The organism is Bacillota bacterium, from assembly GCA_040755295.1.
GTDB lineage: Bacteria > Bacillota > Desulfotomaculia > Desulfotomaculales > Ammonificaceae > SURF-55.
Genome location: JBFMBK010000005.1, coordinates 1 through 21025 on the forward strand (window position 1 = coordinate 1; position 21025 = coordinate 21025).

Below are 21025 nucleotides of genomic sequence, written 5' to 3' on the forward strand. Positions count from 1 at the left end.
TTTGATTGAAATCAACGGGTTAACCAAGGACTACGGCACCCTCCGCGCGGTGGACAACCTCAACCTTAAGATTGGAGATGGTGAGATCTTCGGTCTCCTCGGCCCCAACGGGGCAGGGAAGACGACCACCGTGCGGATGCTGACGATGCTGACCCGGCCCACCGCCGGTGAGGCTTATATCGCCGGGTACGAGGTGCGGCGGGACCTGGCGCGGGTGCGCCATGCGATCGGGGTGGTGCCGCAGCACATGAACTTGGACCAGGAGCTCACTGCCCGGGAGAACTTAGAACTGCACGGGCGCCTCTATAAAATGCCGGCGGCCGAGCGGCGCCGCCGGATCGAGGAGCTTTTGGCCTTCGCGGAGCTTGCCGACCGTGCCGGCGAACTGGTGAGCCGGTTCTCCGGCGGGATGAAAAGGCGGCTGATGATCGCGCGGGCGCTGATGCATATGCCGCAGGTGCTTTTTCTTGATGAGCCGACCGTGGGCCTTGACCCGCAGACGCGGCGGCGGATGTGGGACCTGGTGCGGCGGATGAACCGGGAGCGCGTCACGGTGCTCCTCACCACCCACTATATCGAGGAGGCGGAGGCGCTCTGCCACCGGGTCGGGATCATGGACCGGGGGCGGCTGATTGCGCTGGACACGCCGGCAATGCTGAAAGAGCAGGTGGGCCGCTTCGTGGTCGAGGGTTTCGACGGGGCGGGCGCCACCTACGCCTTTTTCGGCACCCGGGAGGAGGCGGTCGGCTACGCTGGAACCCTGAGGGAAGCGGTGACGATCCGGGAGGCGACCTTAGAGGATGTTTTTGTAAAGTTGACCGGAAGGAAGGTGCGGGACTGATGTTAGATTTTTACACGGTTTTCTGGCGGGAGATGCTCTCTTTCCGGCGGACTTTCTGGAAGTTTACCGCCACGCGGCTGATAAGCCCCTTTCTTTACCTCGTCGCCTTCGGCTGGGGGCTCGGGCGGAACATCACGGTAAACGGCGGCTCCTACCTGGATTTCGTCGTCCCCGGCATCATTGCGCTCAGCGCGATGACGGTGAGCTTCAACGCCGTCGGGGTCTCGCTCAATATGAGCCGCCTCTACCATAAAACCCTCGAAGAATACCTCCTCGCCCCGGTCAGCAGTCTCTCCTTCGTCTTGGGCAAGGTGCTGGCGGGGACGGTCCGGGGGCTGGCGGCGGCGCTGATCATCCTGGTCCTCGGCTTCCTTTTCGGCGCCCGGCCGGCGGCGGGGTCTGGCTTTTTTGCCGTTATCCTCCTCACCTGTTTGCTCTTCGCCGCCCTCGGCGTAGTAGCGGCGATGACGGTCCCCTCCCACGAGGATATGGCCAACTTCAGCACCTTTATCATCCTGCCGATGGCCTTCCTCTGCGGCACCTTTTTCCGGGCGGAAAACCTGCCCCGGGCGGTGGCGGATCTCATCTACTGCCTGCCCCTGACCCACACCAGCTACGCCCTGCGCGCATTAGCGGCGGGCAAAGGGCTGCCGCCGGTCTCCTTCATCGTTCTCACCGGCTACGCTGCGGCCTGTCTCGCCGCCGCCGTTTGGACGGTGCGCCGGGTGCGCTGAGGGGCGGCGTACCGGTCGGCCCAGGCGCCCGGGTATTTTGGAGGAGGGAAGTGGGAGTCGAACCCGACCCCGGTTTTTACAAACCGGCCAACGGGTTTGCAGCCCGCGGGGAGCACCGGCTCCGTTCCCTCCTGATATGTGTTTTAATTTATAGTTCGAATCCTTAATAATAAATTCCTGTCATAACAGTTATGAAAAATTGTCACAGTTAAGTTTCGGCTACCAGTTGCTTAATCGATCAATATGCTTGATTAACAGGATGCAATACTTTCCCCGTAGCGCTTTTGATCTTCCGCCGCTCACTGCCAAACATGCTGTAACAAAAATGAATACCCATATTCCCGTCTTTTCCCCTCCGTGTGCTCTGTGTCTCTGGGGTTACCCAGCACTCAACCTGCCAATCCTAAGCGTGGCGTTCTGAGTGCACATTGCGTACAACGTCGCAAAGCAGTTTTGACGTATCGTTGAGTGCTGGGCTTGACATTTTGCGTAGATCTTGGCGTCAAAGGCCCTACAGTAGCTTGACACGGTCCGGGTGTAGGGAAAGCTTTCTCTGGTTTCCTGTTTATTATAAAATAGAAACGATCGGGGGAGTCGAAAGGGGTCTGGGAAAGAGAACTTGCTGAGACGCAGCGACTTTGATTACGAACTGCCGGCGGAACTGATCGCCCAGGAGCCGTCACCAACAAGAGACACATCCCGCTTGCTGGTGGTTCAACGCGACCGGGAAGGGTTTGAACACCGCGTTTTCAGGGACATCCAGGAGTACCTGGTTCCGGGTGACATTCTGGTGTTGAACGAGACCAAAGTCCTCCCCGTCAGGCTTTACGGGATAAAGGAAGGCACAGGCGGCCGGGTGGAATTGCTCCTGCTCCGGGCGCTCGGCGGGGACACATGGGAGGTTCTGATACGGCCGGGGCGGCGGACGCCGCCGGGAACCCGGCTTTGGTTCGGGGCGGGCTTGCTGAAGGGCGAGATTTTAGAACGGACGGAAAGCGGCGGAAGGGTTGTCCGGTTTTCCTACCGGGGACTGTTTGAAGAGGTTTTACGTCACGTGGGACACGTGCCGCTGCCTCCTTATATAAAAAAAGAGCTGTCAGAGCCCGGAAGGTACCAGACGGTATATGCAAGACAACCGGGTTCGGCGGCGGCGCCGACGGCGGGGCTTCATTTTACCCCGGAACTGCTGGCGCGGGTAAGGGACGGAGGCGTGGAAACGGCCTCGCTGGTGCTGCACATCGGACTCGATACCTTTCGACCGGTGCGGGTTGAAGACATAACCGAACACCGGATGCACAGGGAGGAGTATGACATTCCCGGAGACACGGCGGCGGCCGTGAACCGGGCGAAAAGTGAGAAACGGCGGGTGATCGCGGTCGGCACCACCACCGTGCGGTGCCTGGAGGCGGCGTCCGGCGCCACCGGCGAGGTCCGGGCCGGCGCCGGGACTACCGATCTTTTTATTTATCCCGGTTACCGTTTCAGGGTGGTAGATGTGATAATCACCAACTTTCACCTGCCCTGCTCAAGCCTGTTAATCATGATCGCGGCTTTCGCGGGGAGAGAAAAGATATTGCGGGCGTACCGCGAGGCGGTCAGACTCAAGTATCGCTTTTTCAGCTTCGGAGACGCGATGGTAATAATTTGAGAGGTGAAGGCATTTGGCTTTCCGGATTTACCGTACCAAAATCGAGATCGGCCACCTCGGTCGGGCTGTAGAAGCCTGGTTCCACCGGCGGGAATACGAGACTCAATTGCTTGAAGACGGACGTTCTGTCGTGATGCAGGCAAAAAAAGGCGGGACCTTAGCCAGTGTGGCCGGGATGGCATACGCCCTTACGGTATGGCTAAGGCAGCGTGAGGACGGGATCGAGGTGGAGACAGGATCCGGAAGATGGTTGGACAAGGCAGCCGTAGGCGCCGTCGGCTGGCTGGCGTTTTTCCCCCTGGCTATTACGGCCGGTATCGGCGCTTACAACCAGAGCAAGATCAGCGAAGAACTCCTGACGTTTTTAGAGCACTACGTTGCCGAGGTCGATGCCGAGTCGTGAACGGCCGCAACCGGTTCTCATACCTCTCGGATTGTTAGCATCACTGAAGTTCCCTTAGACGTTCCTGCGCAGCCTTGATAATCGCCGCGGAATACTTAAGGGCTGATTCTTCCGTACGGTCGAGGGGAAGTTCCAGCTCCGCCAACCTGCCGCTTCTTCCTACCACCGTCGGCAGGCTGAAAACCGTGTTATGGTACCCATAATGACCGCTGAGCCACCCGGAAACGGTAAGCACCCGGTGCTGGTCTTTCAAGATGGCCTCACAAACCTTGCGGATAGCCAGGCCCACCGCGTAGTAGGTCGCTCCTTTGCGCTCGATGATGCGGTAGGCGGCCTGACGGATGTAAGTGTTAACGGCTTCCCGGTCGGGATAAGGCGCGTTGACCTGACGGCAGAGTTCGTCGAAATGAATGCCCGCAACGGTGGCGCGTCCCCAAAGGGGAACGGCGGAATCGCCATGTTCGCCTATGACGTAAGCGTGAATATTTCGGGCGTCAACACGGGCATGGGTGCTCAAGGCGTGGCGGAACCGGGCGCTGTCAAGAATTGTGCCGCTTCCGAACACCTTCGACCTGTCCATTCCGGATAATCTGCACGCGGCGTAAGTCAGGATGTCCACCGGATTCGATACGATAAAGAGTATACCGCCGCGCCAGCAGGGCATTAGTTTTTGCAGAACGTCACGCAAAACCTCGAAGTTCTTTTCAGCCAGCACCAGGCGGCTTTCACCCGGACGCTGGTTCGCCCCGGCGGTAAAAACTATTATGTCCGCATCGTGGCAATCCTGGTAGTCGCCTACAAACACGCGGGAGGGGCCGGTGAAGGCCGTGCTGTCCCCCAGGTCCAGCGCCTCTCCTTCCACCCTGGAACGGTTGATATCGAGGAGCACGATCTCGTGAACCAGATCTCCTTCTATTAAAGCGAATGCGGCGGTGGCGCCGACCAGACCGGTTCCGATTACGGCGATTTTTGCCAAGAGGGAAAACCTTCCCTTCGAATGCCTTCTTGAAAAACGCAGGAAGGCCTTGATTTTATCTCTTAGGTTTTTCGAATGACGGCGTTTTATTCTTTATGTGAGTTTTGCTCTTGTCGCTGATTTTGTGGTAGAATATGCATCATGGAAAAAGGGGGAAGGTCGATGGATCTTAAAGGAAGCCGTACGGAGGCTAATCTTTGGGCCGCCTTTGCCGGCGAGTCGCAGGCCCGCAATAAATATACTTACTTTGCCGGCGCGGCCCGCAAAGAGGGGTTCGAACAGATAGCGGCGATTTTTCAGGAGACCGCGGACAACGAGAAAGAGCACGCCAAGCGCATCTTCAAGTTTCTGAACGGCATCGGCGCCACAAAACAGAACCTTAAAGCCGCCGCGGAAGGTGAGAATCACGAATGGACCGGAATGTATCCGGAATTCGCCCGCATCGCCGAGGAAGAAGGTTTTAAGGAGATCGCCGCTTTCTTCCGGAAGGTGGCTGAAGTCGAAAAAAACCACGAGCGCAGGTATAAGGGCCTTCTGGAAAACGTCGAAAACGGGACGGTTTTTAAAAACGCTAAAACCGCAAGCTGGAAATGCCGCAACTGCGGATACGTCCACGAGGGGCCCGAGGCTCCGGACGAGTGCCCGGTCTGCGCCCATCCCAGGGCTTATTTTGAGCCTCTCTGCGAAAATTACCAGGGAGAATGAGGCAGAATGAATTGTCCTTCAGGTCAATAATTCCTCCCGGTTCCTGCCTTGGATGCCGTTGCAAAACTGCGCCTGGCTATTACAGAGGTGAGAGGCAAGAAGTTAGAGGTTAAATTTCTTGAGGGAATTCGCGAGCGAATTCCCTCAATTCTTCGACTTCTGACCTCCGGCATCCAACCTCCGTTTTCGCCATGCTTTTTTCACGGTCTCCGGGACCCTTTCTATGATTGACCACCGAAAACGGTAGGCTACTTTTTCTGTCGATAAACTTGTTGTGCAACACTCTCCTTGTACTTGCCGGGCAAGTATAAACGGCTTATAATTTGAAAAGCGAAACCGTTTTATAAAATATTTAACAATTCGGGAGGAAAACATGTTCGAGGTTCCCAACATGCAGGCCAAGATCGTTAATCTTTGTTCCAATCTTCAGCTTGCCCCCCAGGAGCAGGTGACCTTCGAGGAACTCAAAGCGACCGTTTTAATAATAGCATTTCGCATTGAAAGCGACGGCAACCTTCTCCTTTACATTGAAGGACCCGGCGATCCTGAGTGGGCGGTTATGGACAAGACCGCCTGCTACACAGGGACCACCATGTGGCAGTGCCTATTGAAAAAGCCTGATTTCCGGGCGCGGGTCAAAAACGTTTCCGGGAACCCGGTTAGCGTGACCATCGATCTCAACATGTTCGAGCGGGTAGCCGCGGAGGAGTAGGCTTTCTTGTGATCGATTTCAGCCGGACCGGCCCTAACCCGGACAAGCCGGAACCACCCAGCACTCAACTTGCCAATCCTAAGCGTGGCGTTCTGAGTGCACATTGCGTACAACGTCGCAAAGCAGTTTTGACGTATCGTTGAGTGCTGGGCTTGCCATTTTGTGTATATCTTGGTGTCAAAGCGCCTAAGAGGCCGTTTCAGCGCTAAGCGGAATACGGGTAACCGACGGAGGGAAAGTGGAAAGACCGCCGCTTGCCGCGCGTTTTAAGCCGCGCACCCTCGATGAATTCGTGGGCCAGCAGCACCTGCTGAAAGAGGGAGGACTCCTGCGCCGGGCGATCAAAGCCGGGCGCCTGAGTTCGGCCATTTTTTACGGGCCGCCCGGTACCGGGAAGACCGCTCTGGCGAATATGGCCGCCTCCTCGGCAGACCGTCCTTTTGTCCGTCTGAACGCCGCTCTCACCACCGTAAAGGAAATACGGGAAGTGGCCGCCCGTGCTGTTGCGGCGCGGGAACCGGCAGTTTTGTGTCTGGACGAGATCCACCACCTGAACAAGCTCCAGCAGGACGCGCTCCTGCCTTTTGTCGAAGAGGGCGTAATAACCCTCATCGGCACCACCACCGAAAACCCCTATTTTGAAATAGTGGGCGCCTTGCGCTCGCGCTCGACGATCTTCCGCTTTAAGCCGCTGTCCGCCGGTGATCTCAAAACCATCCTCACGCGCGCGCTTGCCGACCCGGAAAGGGGCCTCGGGGAATACGACGCGGACCTAAAAGAAGAGGCGCTTAACCACATCGCCGTTGCGGCCGCGGGGGACGCCAGGGTGGCGCTCGGGGCGCTCGAGCTGGCCGTGTTGACGACACCGCCCGGACCCGGCGGGACCGTCGTGATCGACCTGGCCGTCGCGGAGGAGTGCATCCAGCAGCGCGCGCTCAAATACGACAAATCGGGCGACACCCATTACGACGTTGCCTCGGCCTTCATCAAATCCATCCGGGGCAGCGACCCCGACGCCGCCCTTCACTACCTGGCGCGCGCGGTCGAAGCGGGGGAGGACGTCAAGTTTCTCGCCAGGCGGATGGTGATAAGCGCCGCCGAGGACATCGGGCTTGCCGACCCGCGGGCGCTTGGGCTGGCGCAGGCCGCCGCCGACGCGGTGCAGTTCGTCGGACTTCCCGAAGCCCGGATCATTCTCGCCGAGGCCGCGGTTTACCTCGCCCTCGCCCCCAAGAGCAACTCCGCCTACCTGGCGATAGAGCGCGCGCTGGAGGACGTGAGGAAGAAAGAGACCGGTTACGTCCCCACCCACCTGCGGGACGCCGGCTACCGGGGCGCCAAGGCGTTCGGCCACGGCCGGGGCTACAAATACCCGCACGACTACCCGGGCGGCTTCGTCGTTCAGGAGTACCTGCCGGAGGAACTCCGCGGCGCCGTCTATTACAAGCCCACCGGGTACGGCGCCGAAGCAACCCTGAAAGAGCGCCTGGAACGCCTCCGCGCCCTGCGGGAGAAGAGGAGAGGGGGAATATAGAATGTAGAAGGTAGAAGGTAGAATGCGGAATGCGGAATGCGGAGTGCGGAGTGCGGAGTGCGGAGTGCGGAATGCGGAATGCGGAGTGCGGAGTGCGGAGTGCGGAAGGGAAACGGGTGCGGGGATAAAACCTGAACCACGGATGAACACGGAAAGACACGGATTAAGTCGTTAGTCACGAGTCCTAAGTTAAAAGAAAAATCGCTTAGTTATTCCTGTCTGAAGCCTGACTTGCAACCCGTAACTCGCAACTCGCAACTCGCAACCCGCGACTCGCAACTGTTTCCTGAACATCCCCTTTGACACCGCAAAGGGCCGCCTGTATAATCGAAATGTGACTGTTCAGCCTATCGCCGCGCCCAACATGGTGCCTGAATAGTTGCACAAGATTTGAGGGGGTGGACGGGTCCTGGTGGGCCTCCTGGTCTTCAAAACCAGCCGGCGGGTTAGACGCCCGCGGTGGGTTCGATTCCCACGCACTCCCGCCAAAAAATCAGACTCTGTAACCTAATTGAAAATCGCACGACATAAACCTTTGCACTAATACGGGGGTGGAGAAATCCGCCCCCGTGCTGTGTTTCTACGAGTATGTTTTTCAAGTATCCTTCCTTTCTTCACCCTTACCAATATTTAACTTCGTTTTAATTCCGACACGTTTTATAATAAGCTAACATTACTGAGGAATGCAGAAAATTTTGAGTAGCATGAGGAAGCAAATAGGAGCTTCGTAACATTTGGCATGAATTATAACATGCCGAAGATAACGCCAAATGAGCAAAATATTAAAAGGAATCGGAGGATAGATCTGATGAGCAACGGTGAAGGTAACCAAGCTCTGAATAACGTTCGCCTCAACCCACAAGAAGAAAATCAAAATCACCGGATGATGTATCAAATTTACACCGAAGACATAAGGCATACTAAAAATCAGCAATGGCTAATTATTTATTATGGGTTAGTAGTGCAAGCTGCTATTATAGGTTTTTGTCAATTAATTTCACAACTACCGAACAACCTTCTGATTATAGCCGTGACAGGCTGCTGTTTCTTTTCTGCAGCTTTTTGGTTATTCGGAACAATGGCAATTGTGTTCAACTACTGCGACCTTAAATTCTATAGAGCAAGAAAAGTAGAGTATAAAGAAAGAATTGAAGGAAACAGAAGTAATAGAGAAGACTCGACACCTGTTATTTATTTAATGATGTTTATTCTTGCACTCGGTGCCGGAGCTTTGGGGACATTCTTTTATATTCTTTCTTCCATAATATAAGATAATAATTCAGAGGGGTTTTTTTGTACGAGCAGACTCTGAATGTTTTTTAAATTTTGAATACCTATTGAGAATGCAGACGGCTTATCCCAAATACGATTTAAATCGGCTTCGACCTTTTTAAAAGACCATTGCTTCAACATACTCTTTTCCTAGCCGCCGGCGTTTGTTCAACAGGAGCGCCTTGTCGGAGGGCCGCTTACGCGACACGGTGAAGACTTGGCTAAGCGAACAGGCGCGCACATCGTGCCCGATTAAAGCCTCGCGTTTGTAAGTATTTGAACCTGCCCAACTGCACATTCCAGCTTCTTCGAAACGTTAATATCGGCTCTATACGCGCGCCGTCGTTCGCTCTGAGGCAAGCCGATGTCGCGTCGGCTCGGAGCACGGCGATCCGGGGGGCAAACGCCAGGGTAGGCCATTTTCAATTAGGCAATTGTTTTTATCGTGTTTTAAGTAGAGGGAGGCCTTTAAAGCTAAAAAACGGTTCAACTCGCCGACTGCTGCCGGGATCTTCTGTGCGCGAGTCCGGCGGGCCGCTTTTTCAGCAGCAGGCGCCGCCCGCCGCTTTGTTCCTGCACCCGATAAGGAGCGGCGCTGAGGGGGACTCTTCCGGTGAACAAACCCTCGTCGCCGAGCTTGACTGCAGCCCAACCAGCGACCGCGCCGAAAACCGTATGCGCCACGAATTCCGCCAGCACGGTCCTTGGCCCGATCGCCTGCACCTTGGTCGCGCCCATTGTCGTAAGTACCCCGTAAAGTCCGGTCCACCCCGCCTGACCGCCTAACGCTCCCTTGAGCACCGCCCTGTCCTTTCCTGTTGCCGAAAGAACATAGACGGTTGTCACGCCGAGCAACGCGGCGATAGTCGCGTCGGCAAGATATCCGACCAACCTGCCTTGCGGCGTGGCTATCCGGTGTGCCGGCACCAGCATGCCGGCGGCCTTCCCCGGTCCGTCCATTATGGCCCAGTTGAACCTTTTTGCGATCGCAATCAATGCCAATTTGGGTATGTTTCCTAACAAACCTGTAACCGCACCAAGTATCAGCCTGTCTTTAATTCTCATATAGCCACCCCGATATTATTATTAGCTGCAACGGTATGGTCATGATTAATTTCGTGATGTTTATCGGAGCCATATTTTGCGTAGAGCAATGAGGTTGCTGGGTGCGATTGCTCTATGCCGGAGCGAGCCTCGGCCGGGTCTCGGATCAAAAAGCGGGAGGGACTTCAAACCACCCCTTTACCCTGCCGTACTTGCACAGGTCGTCATACGCCTCTATTTCCTGTTGGAGATGCCTTATAAAAAGCTTGCGCATAGGGTCGTTGGTGATATAGGTGCGAACGGTGTGGAGAAGGGTGCTCAGCAGGTTTTCGCAACTCGCAAAGATGTCCCGGAATATGTACCTGTCATTCATAACCTGGCTGCTGCCGTCTACATTGACGCTTTTGGGAGGTCTCGGAGGAAGGGGCAGCTTGAAACTGTCCATCGCCGCTTCCAGTTCGTCGACCTGCTTTTCCAGGATGCAGGTCAAGCCTTTCCCCAAGAAGGCTTTAAAATCTAAGTCATGTATAAAATAGTGGTATATCTGGGTTTTCTCGATGCAGTCGTACCTGGCGACCAGCTGGTTCCATAATACGTGCGCTTTGCCGGCGCTCAGTACGGATTCCTTGGCTGTTTCCGCCTTTCCGATATGGTAATTGCCTATTTGTACCATAGCGCAACCTCCGCCATAAACCTCAAATTAATTGTTTGAGGAAATCCGTCTTTCTATCCCAAGAATTATTTCGCCGCGATAGACGGCCGGCTGTCTGTTTAAAAGCCGCCCGGCCGGGAAAACCTTCATAAAAGAAGGGTGTCAACTAATAGTGTGTCAACTAGCATGAAAATTGGCATGGAAATAGCGACCCGTGAGCTGGTTGCTTAGAAGCAGTCATGCAGCACGGGCGCCCTGTGAAAGAAGTGTTGTTTTCAGAGGAGTTCATCATGTGGTCATGAACAGTTCCATCAAGAAAATGAAAATGCGAAGACCGTGAGCTGGTTACTAAGAAGCAGGAGAGTGACATAAACGGAGCGCGAGGAGAAGCAAGTAGAGCGCGAAAGCCTGGCAGGGACGGCCGGAGCGTACTGGGTGCGTACGTGAGGACCTGGCGCTGCCAGGCAGAAAGCTATACGCAGCTTATCGTTGCGCCCATCAAAAGAACGATTATTTTCAGAGCAGGAAGGGAGGTGGATGTTGATGGATATAATGGCAGACAACTTTCCCAAGGAACTCGCCTCGAAAATCAGAGAAGGCAAGGCCGCCGGGCTTACCAACGAGCAGCTCATAGACGGTATCCTGCACCTGGGGGATGTGATGGCGAAGTTCGTCAAACCCGATTCGCCGGAGGAGGCTCTGATGCGGGAGATGTGGCGCGTCGCAACCCCGGACGAAAAGCGCATCCTCGCCGGGCTGATCGTGCGCCTGTCGGACAAGGTGCTCCACTAAGGTTCAATGTCCTTAGTCACAAGTCCGGAAAAGGGACCGGGAACTTTCGACTGGAACTTGATTTGCCGATTCGCGACTACTGACTACTGTCTACTGAATTCTTACCAGCGACTCGTGACCTGTGACTCGCGACTATCTTTGCTACCGTTCGCCGTCGCGTTCCCGGTACTGAATAGCTTCGGCGATGTGCGCGGTATCGATAACGTCCGCCCCTTCGAGGTCGGCAATGGTACGCGCGACCTTCAATACCCGGTCGTGAGCCCTCGCACTCAGGGCGAGCCGGCGGAAAGCCGCCTGAAGCATCCGGCCGGCCTCCGCGGTCGTAGCGCAGTGGCGCCTCACCTGTCCGGCGCTCATTGCCGCGTTGCAGCCGACCTTTTTCGTTTTGAAACGCGCGCGCTGCGCGGCGCGGGCGGTTTCCACGCGCTGTCTGACGGTTGCGGAAGTTTCTCCCGCCGGCTCGCCCGCCAATTCCCGGAACCTCACCCGCGGGACGGAAACATAAAGCTCGATCCGGTCGAGCAGGGGGCCGGAGAGGCGGCTGCGGTAGCGCTGGATCTGCTGGGGGGAACAGTTGCACTCCTTTTCCTGGTCGCCGTAAAAACCGCACGGGCAGGGGTTGCAGGCCGCAACCAGCATTATCCGGGCCGGGAAACAGATCGAGCCCGCCGCCCGCGATACGGTCACCACGCCGTCTTCGAGCGGCTGTCGCAAGGCTTCGATAGCATCCTTGGAAAACTCGGGGAACTCGTCGAGAAAGAGTATGCCGTGGTGAGCCAGGCTGACCTCGCCCGGACGGGGAACACGTCCGCCGCCCACAAGGGCGATGGACGAGGCGGTATGGTGCGGGGAACGAAAGGGACGCCGGGTCAAAAGCGGCTCGCCGGGGGGCAGAAGCCCGGCAAGGCTGTGGATCTCCGTTACTTCCAGCGCCTCGTCGAAGGTCATTTCCGGAAGGATACCCGGCAGGCGGCGCGCCAGCATCGTCTTGCCGGTTCCGGGGCTTCCGGCCAAAAGGACGTTGTGTCCGCCGGCTGCCGCCACCTCAAGCGCCCTTTTGGTGTAAAGCTGACCCCGTACCTCCGCAAAATCGAGTTCTTCCCGGTGCTGTCCAAGTATTGCCGCCAGGTCCACCGTGCAAGGGGAAATCTCTTCTTCACCCCGGAGGAAAAGGACCAACTCCTGCAGCCTGTTTACAGGGTAAACGACGGCGCCTTCGACAAGGGCGGCTTCTTCCGCGTTGGCCGCCGCGACCACAATTTTGTTTTCCCCCCTGCGCACCGCCGCCGCCACGCTCGGCAATACCCCGCAGACGCCCCGTACGGTGCCGTCGAGAGACAACTCGCCGAAGTAGACGAAGCCCGCCGCACATTCCGGGGGTACTTGTTCGGTTGCCGCCAGGATGCCGGTGGCCAGTGCCAGGTCGTACCCCGGCCCCTCTTTGCGGATGTCCGCCGGGGCGAGGTTCACGGTAATCCGGCGTACCGGAAACTCGAAGCCGGCGTTTTTAAGCGCCGCCCGAACCCTGTCCCGGGCTTCACGAACGGCGGTATCAGGAAGCCCGACAACGTCGAAGGCGGGCAGACCCCCCGAGATATCGACCTCGACCTGCACGATGTAACCCTGCAGGCCGTCAAGCGCCACGCTCTTAACGATCGCCAGCAAATATTGTTCCTCCGGGAAGTATTTAGACTTAAATTCGTCGTGCAAATTACCTGTTCCTGCTTTTACGTTAAAGTAAATGGATTTATAAGGAGAAGCGGCTAAATAATGACATATGTCACTCATTGACAAAGCATGTCGGATATTGTATTATTGTTTCGTGCCGTGGGTCCGGGCAAGGGCCGGAAAGCTGCCCTTACCGGTTATAAGGAGGGTATCGACGAGCAGAGGCGATGCCCTCCTTACTTATTTCCGGGGGGGGAAACCGTACGGCAAATGGGCATAATATCATTACTGCGGGATTGATCTTAGGGCGCCCACCGGGCGCCCTCTTTATTGTTGAATAAGGCTGAGGGGTCGCCGCGCGGCGGTCGGGGGGAATTTCGTCAACCGCACGTAATGATGCCCATGGCAGACCAGAACCACGGGAAATAAAAGATAATCGCGAAGAAGACGAGCGCGATCAGGAATAATACCTGCCACGTTGCTATCATTGAAGATTCACCTCTTCCAATTGCGTGTTGAGCCCATAATTCCAGATTATTTTATATGAACAGGAAGTGTTAACCGGTGGAAACGGAAGCAACCGGGACTTCGCCGGCCCGAAGGCTCGAAACAGAATTCCCGCAGTCCTGTAAAAAGATATTGAAAGGGTAACTATCCAGCCGCTTAATGTTTCTTTGAAGGAACGCGGCGAGATGCAATCAGAGTGCGAAAGCCGTTCTGGAGTAGTACGGAACGTACAGTATTAGAGGTTGGAGGTTGGAAGTCGGAAAATGGGACACCCTCCAATCGTTACTTGAAAGGAAATGGACGGATAGGTATATCGGTCCGGGTTGCCTGGTAACACAGAGTAGAAACGGGTATAATGCCTGTAAAGACATAATGTTGGCAGTAACATTGTCTTGAATCATGGTGTTCTTGTCCAGCACTCAGTGACTGAGTGCTGGATTGGCGGTGAGATTTATTCCTTAAGATAGTTCGTCAAAAGAGGGAGGGAAGAAGGATGGGTTTGTTCCGTAGAAGGCCGATGCTTGCGGGCGTGCTCATTATTGCGCTGGGTACCGTCTGGCTGCTTAAGAACCTGGGGCTTTTGACAATGAATGTGGGCGATCTTTTCCGTGTTTACTGGCCGGTGCTGTTAATCGCGTGGGGTGTGGACGTGCTTATTCCGGGGCCGGACAGCGGCGGCGGGAGGCCCGGTGCGGGCAGACTGCTGAACGGACTGGTTTTGCTTGTTTTAGGGGTGGTCATTCTCGGCAGCAACCTCGGTCACTATGAATTGAACCTGGGACTTGTCTGGAAGGTGTTCTGGCCCGTCCTGATAATCCTGCTGGGGTGGAGCATCCTCAGGGGAGGGGTCGCCGGCGGTACACACTTGGCGGTGATGAGCGGGCTTGAGCTGAAAAATCAGGATTGGAAGCTCGAGGATGGGAATTACCTCGCGCTGATGGGCGGGGCAAAAATCGACCTGAGCGTCGCGGAAATACCGCCGCGGGAAACCGTAATAGGTATAACGGCGATCATGGGAGGGGTCGAGGTATGGGTTCCCCGGGAATTGAACGTCGAATGCGAGGGAACCGCCATCCTTGGCGGGTTGAAATTCTTCCGGGAAGAAGGTGGGGGCATTATCGCCAGCCGCAGGTTGACCCGTCCCGGTAGTGCGGACTCGCAGGCCAGGGTTAAAATATACTGCCGGGCGGTAATGGGCGGTATCGAGATTAAAGACGCGTGAAACTAAAACGTATCTGTTCAGGGTCAGAATTCAGAATCCAGTATTCAGTAGTCAGAATAAAGAAAAACCGTTGGGGCACCCTTGCAGATAGCTCATTGCATGGTATCAAGTAACAGGCTTCTTATTTTAGGGATTTAAGGCATGTTAAAATTTCCGCTAACCCCTCTCCATTCTGGATTCTGGCTACTGACTTCTGAATTCGGACCTGTAACCCCTGCCGTTACACTGTAGCTTGTTAAAAGGCGTCTACAATATGTTCGAGTTCCCTGACTTTCAGGCTGCCTGTTTCGAACTGGACGGCCACCGCGTCAAAACGGCAGGAGCTGCCTTTTTGTACCTCTGAAGTCAGGTAATAGCGGGCAACCTCGCGGAGCTTTTTCCGTTTCTGATAGCCGATGCTTTCCTGCGGCTTGCCGAAACCGGTCGACCCTTTAGCTCGGACCTCTATAAATACCAGGGTTTGCCCGTCGAGCGCGATGATGTCGATTTCTCCGTAGCGGCATCGATAATTCTGTACTACTATCCTGTAACCCTTTCGACGAAGGAGGTCTGCCGCAAGTTTTTCCGCGAACTCTCCAAGCTGCTTTCGACTTTTATTCATCAGCATTATTATCCCAACAGCACCTTTACCGGAGCGAAGCTTTTACGGTGGAAGGGGGTCGGTCCGAACAGCCGCAGCGCTTCGATGTGTTCGGGGGTCGGGTAGCCTTTATTGCGGCGAAACCCGTAGGCGGGGTATATCTCGTCGAGTTCTTCCATCAATCCGTCGCGGGTGACTTTAGCGATAATCGACGCGGCAGCGACCGCCGCCACCCGTGAGTCGCCGCGAACCATCCCTGTTTGCGGAAGGATAAAACCGGGGATCGCACAGCCGTCAACGACCACATGGTCCGGCTTGACCGCCAGGCCGTCCAGTGCCCGGCGCATCGCCAGAAAAGAAGCCTGGCGTATGTTGAGGGCGTCGATCTCTTCCACGGAAGCCATGTCCACCGCCCAGGCAACGGCCAATTCGCGGATCCTTCCCGCCAGAAAGCTGCGGCGCGATGCGGAAACGGCCTTTGAATCATTCAGACCGGTAAGCTGCACGTCTTCGGGTAATATCACCGCCGCGGCCGCAACGGGTCCGGCAAGCGGGCCCCTTCCGACCTCATCCACCCCGGCGACCAGGCGAAAGCCGAGACTTTTCAGCTCCCTTTCGAAGTTGAAAAGAGCGGCGTACCGTTCTTCCTCGGCACGGGGATCTTTAAAAACGGCTTCAAAATACAGGTGTTGCGAAAAATATCCTCGTGTCTGAGGGTGCATCAGAACATCTCCTCGGGAGCAAGTTGTGTATTACGAGGTGGTAGTTTCTGAGTATTTAGTAAAACTTTAAACGAACCCCAACGTCATACAGCATTAGCTTAGACTTGAACCTTGAACTACTCTTGTTCGACGCAACGGTCGAGGGTAAACCTTCCCAGCCGGCCGTCCCTGAATTCTTTAAGAAGTGCAACGGCGGCCTTAAGATGGTCCACCCGTCCTCCGGCGGCAACCAGCCCGCGTTTAAGTCCGATCGCCTCGAGAAGCATGCCGGTGTCGGCGGGCAGGGCGGGCATCTGGTAGCGGCGTTTCAGCACCCCCGGGTAGTTCGAACGCAGCCAGTCCAGCAGCCATAAAGCAACGCCCTCGCGGTCGATGACCTCCTCCTTGATCGCCCCGGTGACGGCCAACTTCAGCGCCACCTCTTCATCCTCAAAACGGGGCCAGAGCACTCCCGGGGTGTCGAGGAGCTCAATACCGGGCGTTACCTTGATCCACTGTTTTCCACGTGTCACGCCGGGCCGGGCGCCTGTGCGCGCCGACTTATGCTCGGCGAACCGGTTGATGAAGGTTGACTTGCCGACATTCGGTATCCCTATAACCATTCCTCTTATGACGCCCGTGCGTCCGGGGGTGGTCACCTGCCGGGCTATCTGCGGGATTTTACCGAGCCCGCGGCCGGAAAAGCAGTCGAGCTGTACCACGCGGTTGTTTTCGTTTGCAAGGGCTTTATCCCAGGCCCGGGTCTGGGTAGGATCGGCCAGGTCGACCTTATTGAGGATTACCACGCGCGGAACCCTTCCGATAACCGTGTTGATATCGGGATTCCGGCTGGATACAGGTATCCGGGCATCCAGCAGTTCAAAAACAACATGCACGAGTTTGAGGTGTTCGCGAATGAGTTTCCGGGTTTTCGCCATATGACCCGGATACCAGTGCAGTTTCATGGATTATCTTCCCGTGCCTATTAGTGTTGCCCTGCCCGGCGGCCAGTACAGGGCCTGAGCCTTTCCGATTATATATTTTTGATCCAGGAGACCCCAGACGCGGCTGTCCTCGCTGTTCATCCTGTTGTCGCCGAGCATGAAATAGGAACCCTTCGGGATATTAACCGGCCCGTAGTCCGAAAAGGTTACATTGGGGGGCAGGTAAGGCTCGGATATCATTTTACCGTTAACGAACAGCTTGCCGCCTAACAGAGTCACTGATTCGCCGCCGAGACCGATAAGACGTTTGACGTAAGTCTTCTTGGGATCGAGCGGATAGTGGAAGACAACGACGTCGCCCCGCTGGGGCGGGTGGAACCTGTAAGAAAGCTTGGAGACTATTATTCGGTCCCCTTTGTACAATGTGGGGATCATCGAACCGGATGGGATATAGAAAGGTTGGAACATAAAGGTGCGGATTATCACCGCAAGGACTATCGCAATAACTAAAGACTCAAGGATGTCACCAAATATACCGTGCTTTTCTGACACTTACGGTAAGACCCCCCTGGATTATTGTGGACACCGGTAAAATTCAAACCTTCGAAAAAAGAAAAAAGGACCCCTTACCGGGTCCCTGATAAATTCTAGCGTCGTTCTTGAATACGTGCCGCTTTGCCCTGCAGTTTGCGCAGGTAGTACAGGCGCGCGCGCCGTACCCGGCCACGCCTCATAACTTCGATCCGTTCGATGCGCGGGGAGTAAAGCGGGAATATGCGTTCCACGCCCACACCGTATGATACGCGACGGACGGTAAAGGTCGCGTCGAGACCCCCGCCGCGCCGCCGGATGACTACGCCGCCGAACATCTGGGTGCGTTCCCGGTTTCCTTCAACCACCTTGACGTGAACGCGCACCGTGTCGCCGGGCCGGAAATCTGCGATCTCTTTCTTAAGATGCTCCTCACCGGCAAATATTTCTGTAAGGTTACTCATCGTTGAACCCCCTCAATTCTTCATGAAATACCAACCCCCGGTAAGACCAGGTTAAATTATACCACGCCAACCTCCGCCTCGCAACAACAAAGAAATCGGGTACCTTTTCATGCCTACCGTCGTCGAGAGCGACGATAAGCGCGCATTTCAGATATCGGATACAGATATCGGATACAGGAGATAAGAAGTCGGATTTCTTGAAAGAATTCGCTGTTGCGAATTCTTCCGTTGAGTCTGACCTCTGATTTCCGGCTTCCGACATCCGAATTCTGTACACTCCTCCAGGCACTCAATATGATTTACGTCTTAGCTAATGATTGCCTTCCTGCTGAACCATTTATAGCAATTCGTTGAGTGCTGGACCCAAGCCATTTTTTCTTGCTCTGCTTGCTTCCCGCCGTCCGGCACTCAACTAACCCGATAACGATGGCGTATGTCTAAGTCGTAGCGTATATTTGAGTTCTGGGTCAGCGAAACACTAAGCGGCTTAACGGTTACAAAAACGGTTGACAGACTTTCGTTTCATCCTCATGAATCCGACTTGCCTTTGACTTTATTAATCCGGTCGATGCGGGCTGCAAGCTCTTGAATAAAGCGCCGGTCCTCGGCGTCGAACTGCGACGGCTGCACCAGCTCCGGGCGCCGCACCAGCGTCCGGACAAGCGCTTCTTCGCGGCGCCACCTTTCGATCCTGGCGTGGTGCCCGCTTAACAAAACCTCGGGGACCTCTAATCCTTCGAAATCGCGGGGCCTGGTGTACTGAGGGTGTTCCAGGAGACCGGCGCTGAACGAATCGGCTGCCGGCGAGGTTTCGTCGCCCAGCACTCCCGGGATAAGCCGGGAAACCACGTCGATTACCACCATCGCCGCCAGTTCGCCGCCGGTAAGCACGTAATCACCTATGGAAATCTCCGCGGTTACGCGTTCCCGGACACGTTCATCGACTCCCTCGTAATGGCCGCAAACCAGGACGATGTGCCGCATCTGCGCCATCTCACAGGCCATATCCTGGGAAAGGCGTTCACCCTGGGGGCAAAGCAGGACCACCGCGCCGGGCTTGCTTTGCGACCGCTGTTCTATGGATTTCAAGGCCAGGAAGAAGGGGGCGGGATTCATCACCATGCCCGCGCCGCCGCCGAACGGGGTGTCGTCCACCGTCCTGTGTTTATTACACGAATAATCGCGTATATTAATCAGGTTGACTGTTACAATCCCCGCGGCAATCGCCCGCTTGAGAATGCTTTCCGAAAGAGGCCCCGAAAACATTTCCGGGAAAAGCGTTAAAACGTCAAAAAGCATTTTACTCATACTTTCTATTTAAACATCGATCCATCACAGAGGCACAGAGAACACAGAGATGAAAACAAACAGATATTACCATGCCTATTCTGTTTTTCTGCGACCTCTGGGTCTCTGTGGTTCACACTTTGGCTCCGGCAGTCCGGTAAGAAATTAAGAAGGATTGCAAACGCGGTAAAGGCGGGCGGTTACGGCAAACCGGCCGGAAGCCGTACCACCATACGTCGGCCGGGGACGTCGATCTCCAGGACCACTTCTTTTAAAGCGGGGATCAGGATTTCCCTGCCGTCAGTCAGGCGGATGCTGTAAACGTCGTTTGCTCCCGTCTGGAAAACCTCGCTTATCGTCCCGAGACGGCTTCCGTCTTCCGCCCAGACCTCGAGGCCTATGACGTCAAAGATATAATAGCTCCCGTCGGGGAGCGGCGCTGCTTCCTCACGGGGAACCTTGATAAGGGTTCCCCGCAACAACTCCGCGGCGTTCATATCCTTCACTTCCGCCAATTTGAGGAGCACAAACCGTTTATGCCGTTCAGCGCTTTCGACCGTGTATTTCCTGCACTGACCGTCCTTAAAAACCGTGACCGTAGACATGCCCGAAAAACGTTCCGGAAAATCCGTAAGGGGAAGAACACGGACGGTTCCCCGGTGCCCGTGGGGCGCCACAATTTCACCGATGGCTATCAAATCCCGGTTCACCAGACTCAACCCTGTTCCCTCAGAGCTACGATCTTATCCTCCTCGATTACGACCTCCACCGGGTTCAGGCGTCTCGCGTCGTCACCTATATGTATCTCCACGAGGCTTTCGGTCCGGCCCTGAATAATCTCAGTTCCGGGAGGCAAATCTTTTATTGTCTCGTATTGGTTTCTCAATCGTTCCCTGGCGTCGGCATTCTCGCGGCGCATCCTTTCCGTATCTTCTGCGGCTGCAGGTGCGGGACGGGCTTTCTTTTCCGCTTGCACGCGCTTTGCCTGGAATTCCGCACGCTGCACCTCGCGGTCCGCCTCTGCGATCGCCGCCGCCAGTTTTTCCAGCAACTCTTTTTTATAGTTTTCGGTTAACCGTACCTTCAGGATGACAGGCCGGGTAACGGTAATCTGGTCCATATCCCTCACCGGCGCTACAAAATTTCCACAACCACTTTTTTACGGGATTTGGCAGCCGCCGCTTTGACAACCTGCCGGATTGCCCGCGCAATCCGGCCCTGTTTTCCGATTACCTTTCCTACATCTTCGGGAGCAACCCGCAGCTCTACCACAACCGATTTTTCCTGCTCCACTAATTTAACGTTGACCGCTTCCGGGTTGTCTACCAGGGCTTTGGCCAAAATCTCCACGAGTTCTTTCATAAATTAGCCCCTTCCTTTTCCCCCGCCGGCAATGATGTTGCCGCGAATAAACAGGGTCCTAACCGTCTGCGACAACTGGGCTCCCTTGGCGATCCATTCCTTGGCCCGTTCCTCGTTGATTTTGACCTCGGCCGGGTCCGTTAAAGGGTTGTAAAAACCTATCTCTTCGATAAAACGGCCGTCCCGCGGTGAACGCCCGTCCGCCACCACAATGCGGTACCGCGGCTGTTTTTTTGCTCCTATGCGTTTGAGTCTGATCCTAACCACGTTTGTCACCTCCTTTATAGATAAGTGTTCTTTCGTAGGGCGCGGCGATTAGTAACGCATTGCTACGTGTTTCAGAAGTCAGATGCAGGATGTCGGAAGTCGGAATTCTCGAAGGAATTCGCTGTAGCGAATTCCCACTTTCAATCTGACCTCTGATTTCTGGTATCTAACCTCTGAAT

The 21025-nt window shown here is 55.5% G+C and carries 24 protein-coding genes and 2 tRNA genes; 11 read left to right on the forward strand and 15 right to left on the reverse strand.

Going from position 1 to position 21025, the window contains the following annotated elements; all coding sequences use genetic code 11:
* The first annotated feature begins 1 nt into the window (after nucleotide 1).
* On the forward strand, nucleotides 2–841 hold the full coding sequence (locus AB1500_05215; protein ID MEW6182565.1) for an ATP-binding cassette domain-containing protein: 840 nt from the start codon (nucleotides 2–4) through the stop codon (nucleotides 839–841).
* Complete coding sequence (locus AB1500_05220) at nucleotides 838–1575, forward strand: ABC transporter permease (GenBank protein MEW6182566.1); 738 nt, start codon at nucleotides 838–840, stop codon at nucleotides 1573–1575. Before AB1500_05215 ends, AB1500_05220 begins: the two co-directional genes overlap by 4 nt.
* Nucleotides 1576–1613: 38 nt before the next feature.
* Here the strand turns inward: AB1500_05220 and AB1500_05225 are convergent.
* Nucleotides 1614–1707 (reverse strand) — tRNA-OTHER (locus AB1500_05225).
* A 490-nt stretch (nucleotides 1708–2197) separates the two neighbouring features.
* Here AB1500_05225 and queA point away from each other — a divergent pair.
* On the forward strand, nucleotides 2198–3223 hold the full coding sequence (queA, locus tag AB1500_05230; GenBank protein MEW6182567.1) for a tRNA preQ1(34) S-adenosylmethionine ribosyltransferase-isomerase QueA: 1026 nt from the start codon (nucleotides 2198–2200) through the stop codon (nucleotides 3221–3223).
* A gap of 13 nt (nucleotides 3224–3236) precedes the next feature.
* Nucleotides 3237–3626 (forward strand): hypothetical protein, encoded by a 390-nt coding sequence (locus AB1500_05235; protein MEW6182568.1) that lies wholly within the window; start codon nucleotides 3237–3239, stop codon nucleotides 3624–3626.
* Nucleotides 3627–3666: 40 nt separating this feature from the next.
* On the opposite strand, the gene AB1500_05240 is transcribed toward AB1500_05235, so the two are convergent.
* On the reverse strand, nucleotides 3667–4602 hold the full coding sequence (locus tag AB1500_05240) for an L-lactate dehydrogenase (protein MEW6182569.1): 936 nt from the start codon (nucleotides 4600–4602) through the stop codon (nucleotides 3667–3669).
* A gap of 162 nt (nucleotides 4603–4764) precedes the next feature.
* Between AB1500_05240 and rbr the strand changes: the two genes are divergently transcribed.
* From rbr to AB1500_05265, 5 genes are all read left to right on the forward strand, one after another.
* Nucleotides 4765–5307 carry a rubrerythrin gene (rbr, locus tag AB1500_05245; protein MEW6182570.1) on the forward strand — a complete coding sequence of 181 codons (543 nt, stop codon included), beginning with the start codon at nucleotides 4765–4767 and terminating at the stop codon, nucleotides 5305–5307.
* Between the two features lie 373 nt (nucleotides 5308–5680).
* Nucleotides 5681–6019, forward strand: coding sequence for a hypothetical protein (locus AB1500_05250; GenBank protein ID MEW6182571.1), 339 nt, complete (start codon nucleotides 5681–5683; stop codon nucleotides 6017–6019).
* 238 nt (nucleotides 6020–6257) lie between these two features.
* Nucleotides 6258–7553 (forward strand): replication-associated recombination protein A, encoded by a 1296-nt coding sequence (locus AB1500_05255; GenBank protein ID MEW6182572.1) that lies wholly within the window; start codon nucleotides 6258–6260, stop codon nucleotides 7551–7553.
* A 394-nt stretch (nucleotides 7554–7947) separates the two neighbouring features.
* A tRNA-Sec gene (locus tag AB1500_05260) sits at nucleotides 7948–8041 on the forward strand.
* Nucleotides 8042–8361: 320 nt separating this feature from the next.
* Nucleotides 8362–8823 (forward strand): hypothetical protein, encoded by a 462-nt coding sequence (locus tag AB1500_05265; GenBank protein MEW6182573.1) that lies wholly within the window; start codon nucleotides 8362–8364, stop codon nucleotides 8821–8823.
* Nucleotides 8824–9311: 488 nt separating this feature from the next.
* On the opposite strand, the gene AB1500_05270 is transcribed toward AB1500_05265, so the two are convergent.
* Together AB1500_05270 and AB1500_05275 are read right to left on the reverse strand one after the other, a co-directional pair.
* Complete coding sequence (locus AB1500_05270; GenBank protein MEW6182574.1) at nucleotides 9312–9890, reverse strand: hypothetical protein; 579 nt, start codon at nucleotides 9888–9890, stop codon at nucleotides 9312–9314.
* Nucleotides 9891–10035: 145 nt separating this feature from the next.
* On the reverse strand, nucleotides 10036–10542 hold the full coding sequence (locus AB1500_05275) for a DUF3231 family protein (GenBank protein MEW6182575.1): 507 nt from the start codon (nucleotides 10540–10542) through the stop codon (nucleotides 10036–10038).
* A gap of 522 nt (nucleotides 10543–11064) precedes the next feature.
* Between AB1500_05275 and AB1500_05280 the strand changes: the two genes are divergently transcribed.
* Nucleotides 11065–11313: a DUF3243 family protein gene (locus tag AB1500_05280; GenBank protein ID MEW6182576.1), complete on the forward strand. Its 249-nt coding sequence runs from the start codon at nucleotides 11065–11067 to the stop codon at nucleotides 11311–11313.
* Between the two features lie 141 nt (nucleotides 11314–11454).
* On the opposite strand, the gene AB1500_05285 is transcribed toward AB1500_05280, so the two are convergent.
* A complete protein-coding gene (locus AB1500_05285; GenBank protein ID MEW6182577.1) occupies nucleotides 11455–12978 on the reverse strand; it encodes a YifB family Mg chelatase-like AAA ATPase in 1524 nt (507 codons plus the stop codon).
* A 1003-nt stretch (nucleotides 12979–13981) separates the two neighbouring features.
* On the opposite strand from AB1500_05285, the gene liaF reads away from it, so the two are divergent.
* Complete coding sequence (liaF, locus tag AB1500_05290) at nucleotides 13982–14710, forward strand: cell wall-active antibiotics response protein LiaF (protein ID MEW6182578.1); 729 nt, start codon at nucleotides 13982–13984, stop codon at nucleotides 14708–14710.
* 235 nt (nucleotides 14711–14945) lie between these two features.
* On the opposite strand, the gene AB1500_05295 is transcribed toward liaF, so the two are convergent.
* From AB1500_05295 to rpsP, 10 genes are all read right to left on the reverse strand, one after another.
* Nucleotides 14946–15311, reverse strand: coding sequence for a YraN family protein (locus AB1500_05295; protein MEW6182579.1), 366 nt, complete (start codon nucleotides 15309–15311; stop codon nucleotides 14946–14948).
* Nucleotides 15312–15319: 8 nt separating this feature from the next.
* On the reverse strand, nucleotides 15320–16012 hold the full coding sequence (locus AB1500_05300) for a ribonuclease HII (GenBank protein MEW6182580.1): 693 nt from the start codon (nucleotides 16010–16012) through the stop codon (nucleotides 15320–15322).
* Between the two features lie 116 nt (nucleotides 16013–16128).
* Nucleotides 16129–16956 carry a ribosome biogenesis GTPase YlqF gene (gene ylqF, locus AB1500_05305; protein ID MEW6182581.1) on the reverse strand — a complete coding sequence of 276 codons (828 nt, stop codon included), beginning with the start codon at nucleotides 16954–16956 and terminating at the stop codon, nucleotides 16129–16131.
* Between the two features lie 3 nt (nucleotides 16957–16959).
* A complete protein-coding gene (gene lepB / locus AB1500_05310) occupies nucleotides 16960–17487 on the reverse strand; it encodes a signal peptidase I (GenBank protein MEW6182582.1) in 528 nt (175 codons plus the stop codon).
* 95 nt (nucleotides 17488–17582) lie between these two features.
* Nucleotides 17583–17930: a 50S ribosomal protein L19 gene (rplS, locus tag AB1500_05315; protein MEW6182583.1), complete on the reverse strand. Its 348-nt coding sequence runs from the start codon at nucleotides 17928–17930 to the stop codon at nucleotides 17583–17585.
* A gap of 528 nt (nucleotides 17931–18458) precedes the next feature.
* Nucleotides 18459–19229 carry a tRNA (guanosine(37)-N1)-methyltransferase TrmD gene (gene trmD / locus AB1500_05320; protein MEW6182584.1) on the reverse strand — a complete coding sequence of 257 codons (771 nt, stop codon included), beginning with the start codon at nucleotides 19227–19229 and terminating at the stop codon, nucleotides 18459–18461.
* 188 nt (nucleotides 19230–19417) lie between these two features.
* Nucleotides 19418–19927, reverse strand: a complete 510-nt coding sequence (gene rimM / locus AB1500_05325) for a ribosome maturation factor RimM (protein MEW6182585.1) — start codon at nucleotides 19925–19927, stop codon at nucleotides 19418–19420.
* Nucleotides 19928–19932: 5 nt separating this feature from the next.
* Entirely contained in the window at nucleotides 19933–20337 is a 405-nt protein-coding gene (locus AB1500_05330) for a YlqD family protein (protein MEW6182586.1), read from the reverse strand.
* 14 nt (nucleotides 20338–20351) lie between these two features.
* Nucleotides 20352–20579 (reverse strand): KH domain-containing protein, encoded by a 228-nt coding sequence (locus tag AB1500_05335; protein MEW6182587.1) that lies wholly within the window; start codon nucleotides 20577–20579, stop codon nucleotides 20352–20354.
* 3 nt (nucleotides 20580–20582) lie between these two features.
* Nucleotides 20583–20846 carry a 30S ribosomal protein S16 gene (rpsP, locus tag AB1500_05340; GenBank protein ID MEW6182588.1) on the reverse strand — a complete coding sequence of 88 codons (264 nt, stop codon included), beginning with the start codon at nucleotides 20844–20846 and terminating at the stop codon, nucleotides 20583–20585.
* Between the last annotated feature and the right edge of the window lie 179 nt (nucleotides 20847–21025).

Coding starts and splice junctions, on each gene's coding strand:
- rbr (MEW6182570.1), top strand. CDS start 4,765: ATGGATCTTAAAGGAAGCCGTACGGAGGCTAATCTTTGGGCCGCCTTT.
- AB1500_05250 (MEW6182571.1), top strand. CDS start 5,681: ATGTTCGAGGTTCCCAACATGCAGGCCAAGATCGTTAATCTTTGTTCC.
- AB1500_05265 (MEW6182573.1), top strand. CDS start 8,362: ATGAGCAACGGTGAAGGTAACCAAGCTCTGAATAACGTTCGCCTCAAC.
- AB1500_05270 (MEW6182574.1), bottom strand. CDS start 9,890: ATGAGAATTAAAGACAGGCTGATACTTGGTGCGGTTACAGGTTTGTTA.
- AB1500_05275 (MEW6182575.1), bottom strand. CDS start 10,542: ATGGTACAAATAGGCAATTACCATATCGGAAAGGCGGAAACAGCCAAG.
- AB1500_05280 (MEW6182576.1), top strand. CDS start 11,065: ATGGATATAATGGCAGACAACTTTCCCAAGGAACTCGCCTCGAAAATC.
- liaF (MEW6182578.1), top strand. CDS start 13,982: ATGGGTTTGTTCCGTAGAAGGCCGATGCTTGCGGGCGTGCTCATTATT.
- AB1500_05295 (MEW6182579.1), bottom strand. CDS start 15,311: ATGAATAAAAGTCGAAAGCAGCTTGGAGAGTTCGCGGAAAAACTTGCG.
- AB1500_05300 (MEW6182580.1), bottom strand. CDS start 16,012: ATGCACCCTCAGACACGAGGATATTTTTCGCAACACCTGTATTTTGAA.
- ylqF (MEW6182581.1), bottom strand. CDS start 16,956: ATGAAACTGCACTGGTATCCGGGTCATATGGCGAAAACCCGGAAACTC.
- rplS (MEW6182583.1), bottom strand. CDS start 17,930: ATGAGTAACCTTACAGAAATATTTGCCGGTGAGGAGCATCTTAAGAAA.
- trmD (MEW6182584.1), bottom strand. CDS start 19,229: ATGCTTTTTGACGTTTTAACGCTTTTCCCGGAAATGTTTTCGGGGCCT.
- AB1500_05330 (MEW6182586.1), bottom strand. CDS start 20,337: ATGGACCAGATTACCGTTACCCGGCCTGTCATCCTGAAGGTACGGTTA.
- AB1500_05335 (MEW6182587.1), bottom strand. CDS start 20,579: ATGAAAGAACTCGTGGAGATTTTGGCCAAAGCCCTGGTAGACAACCCG.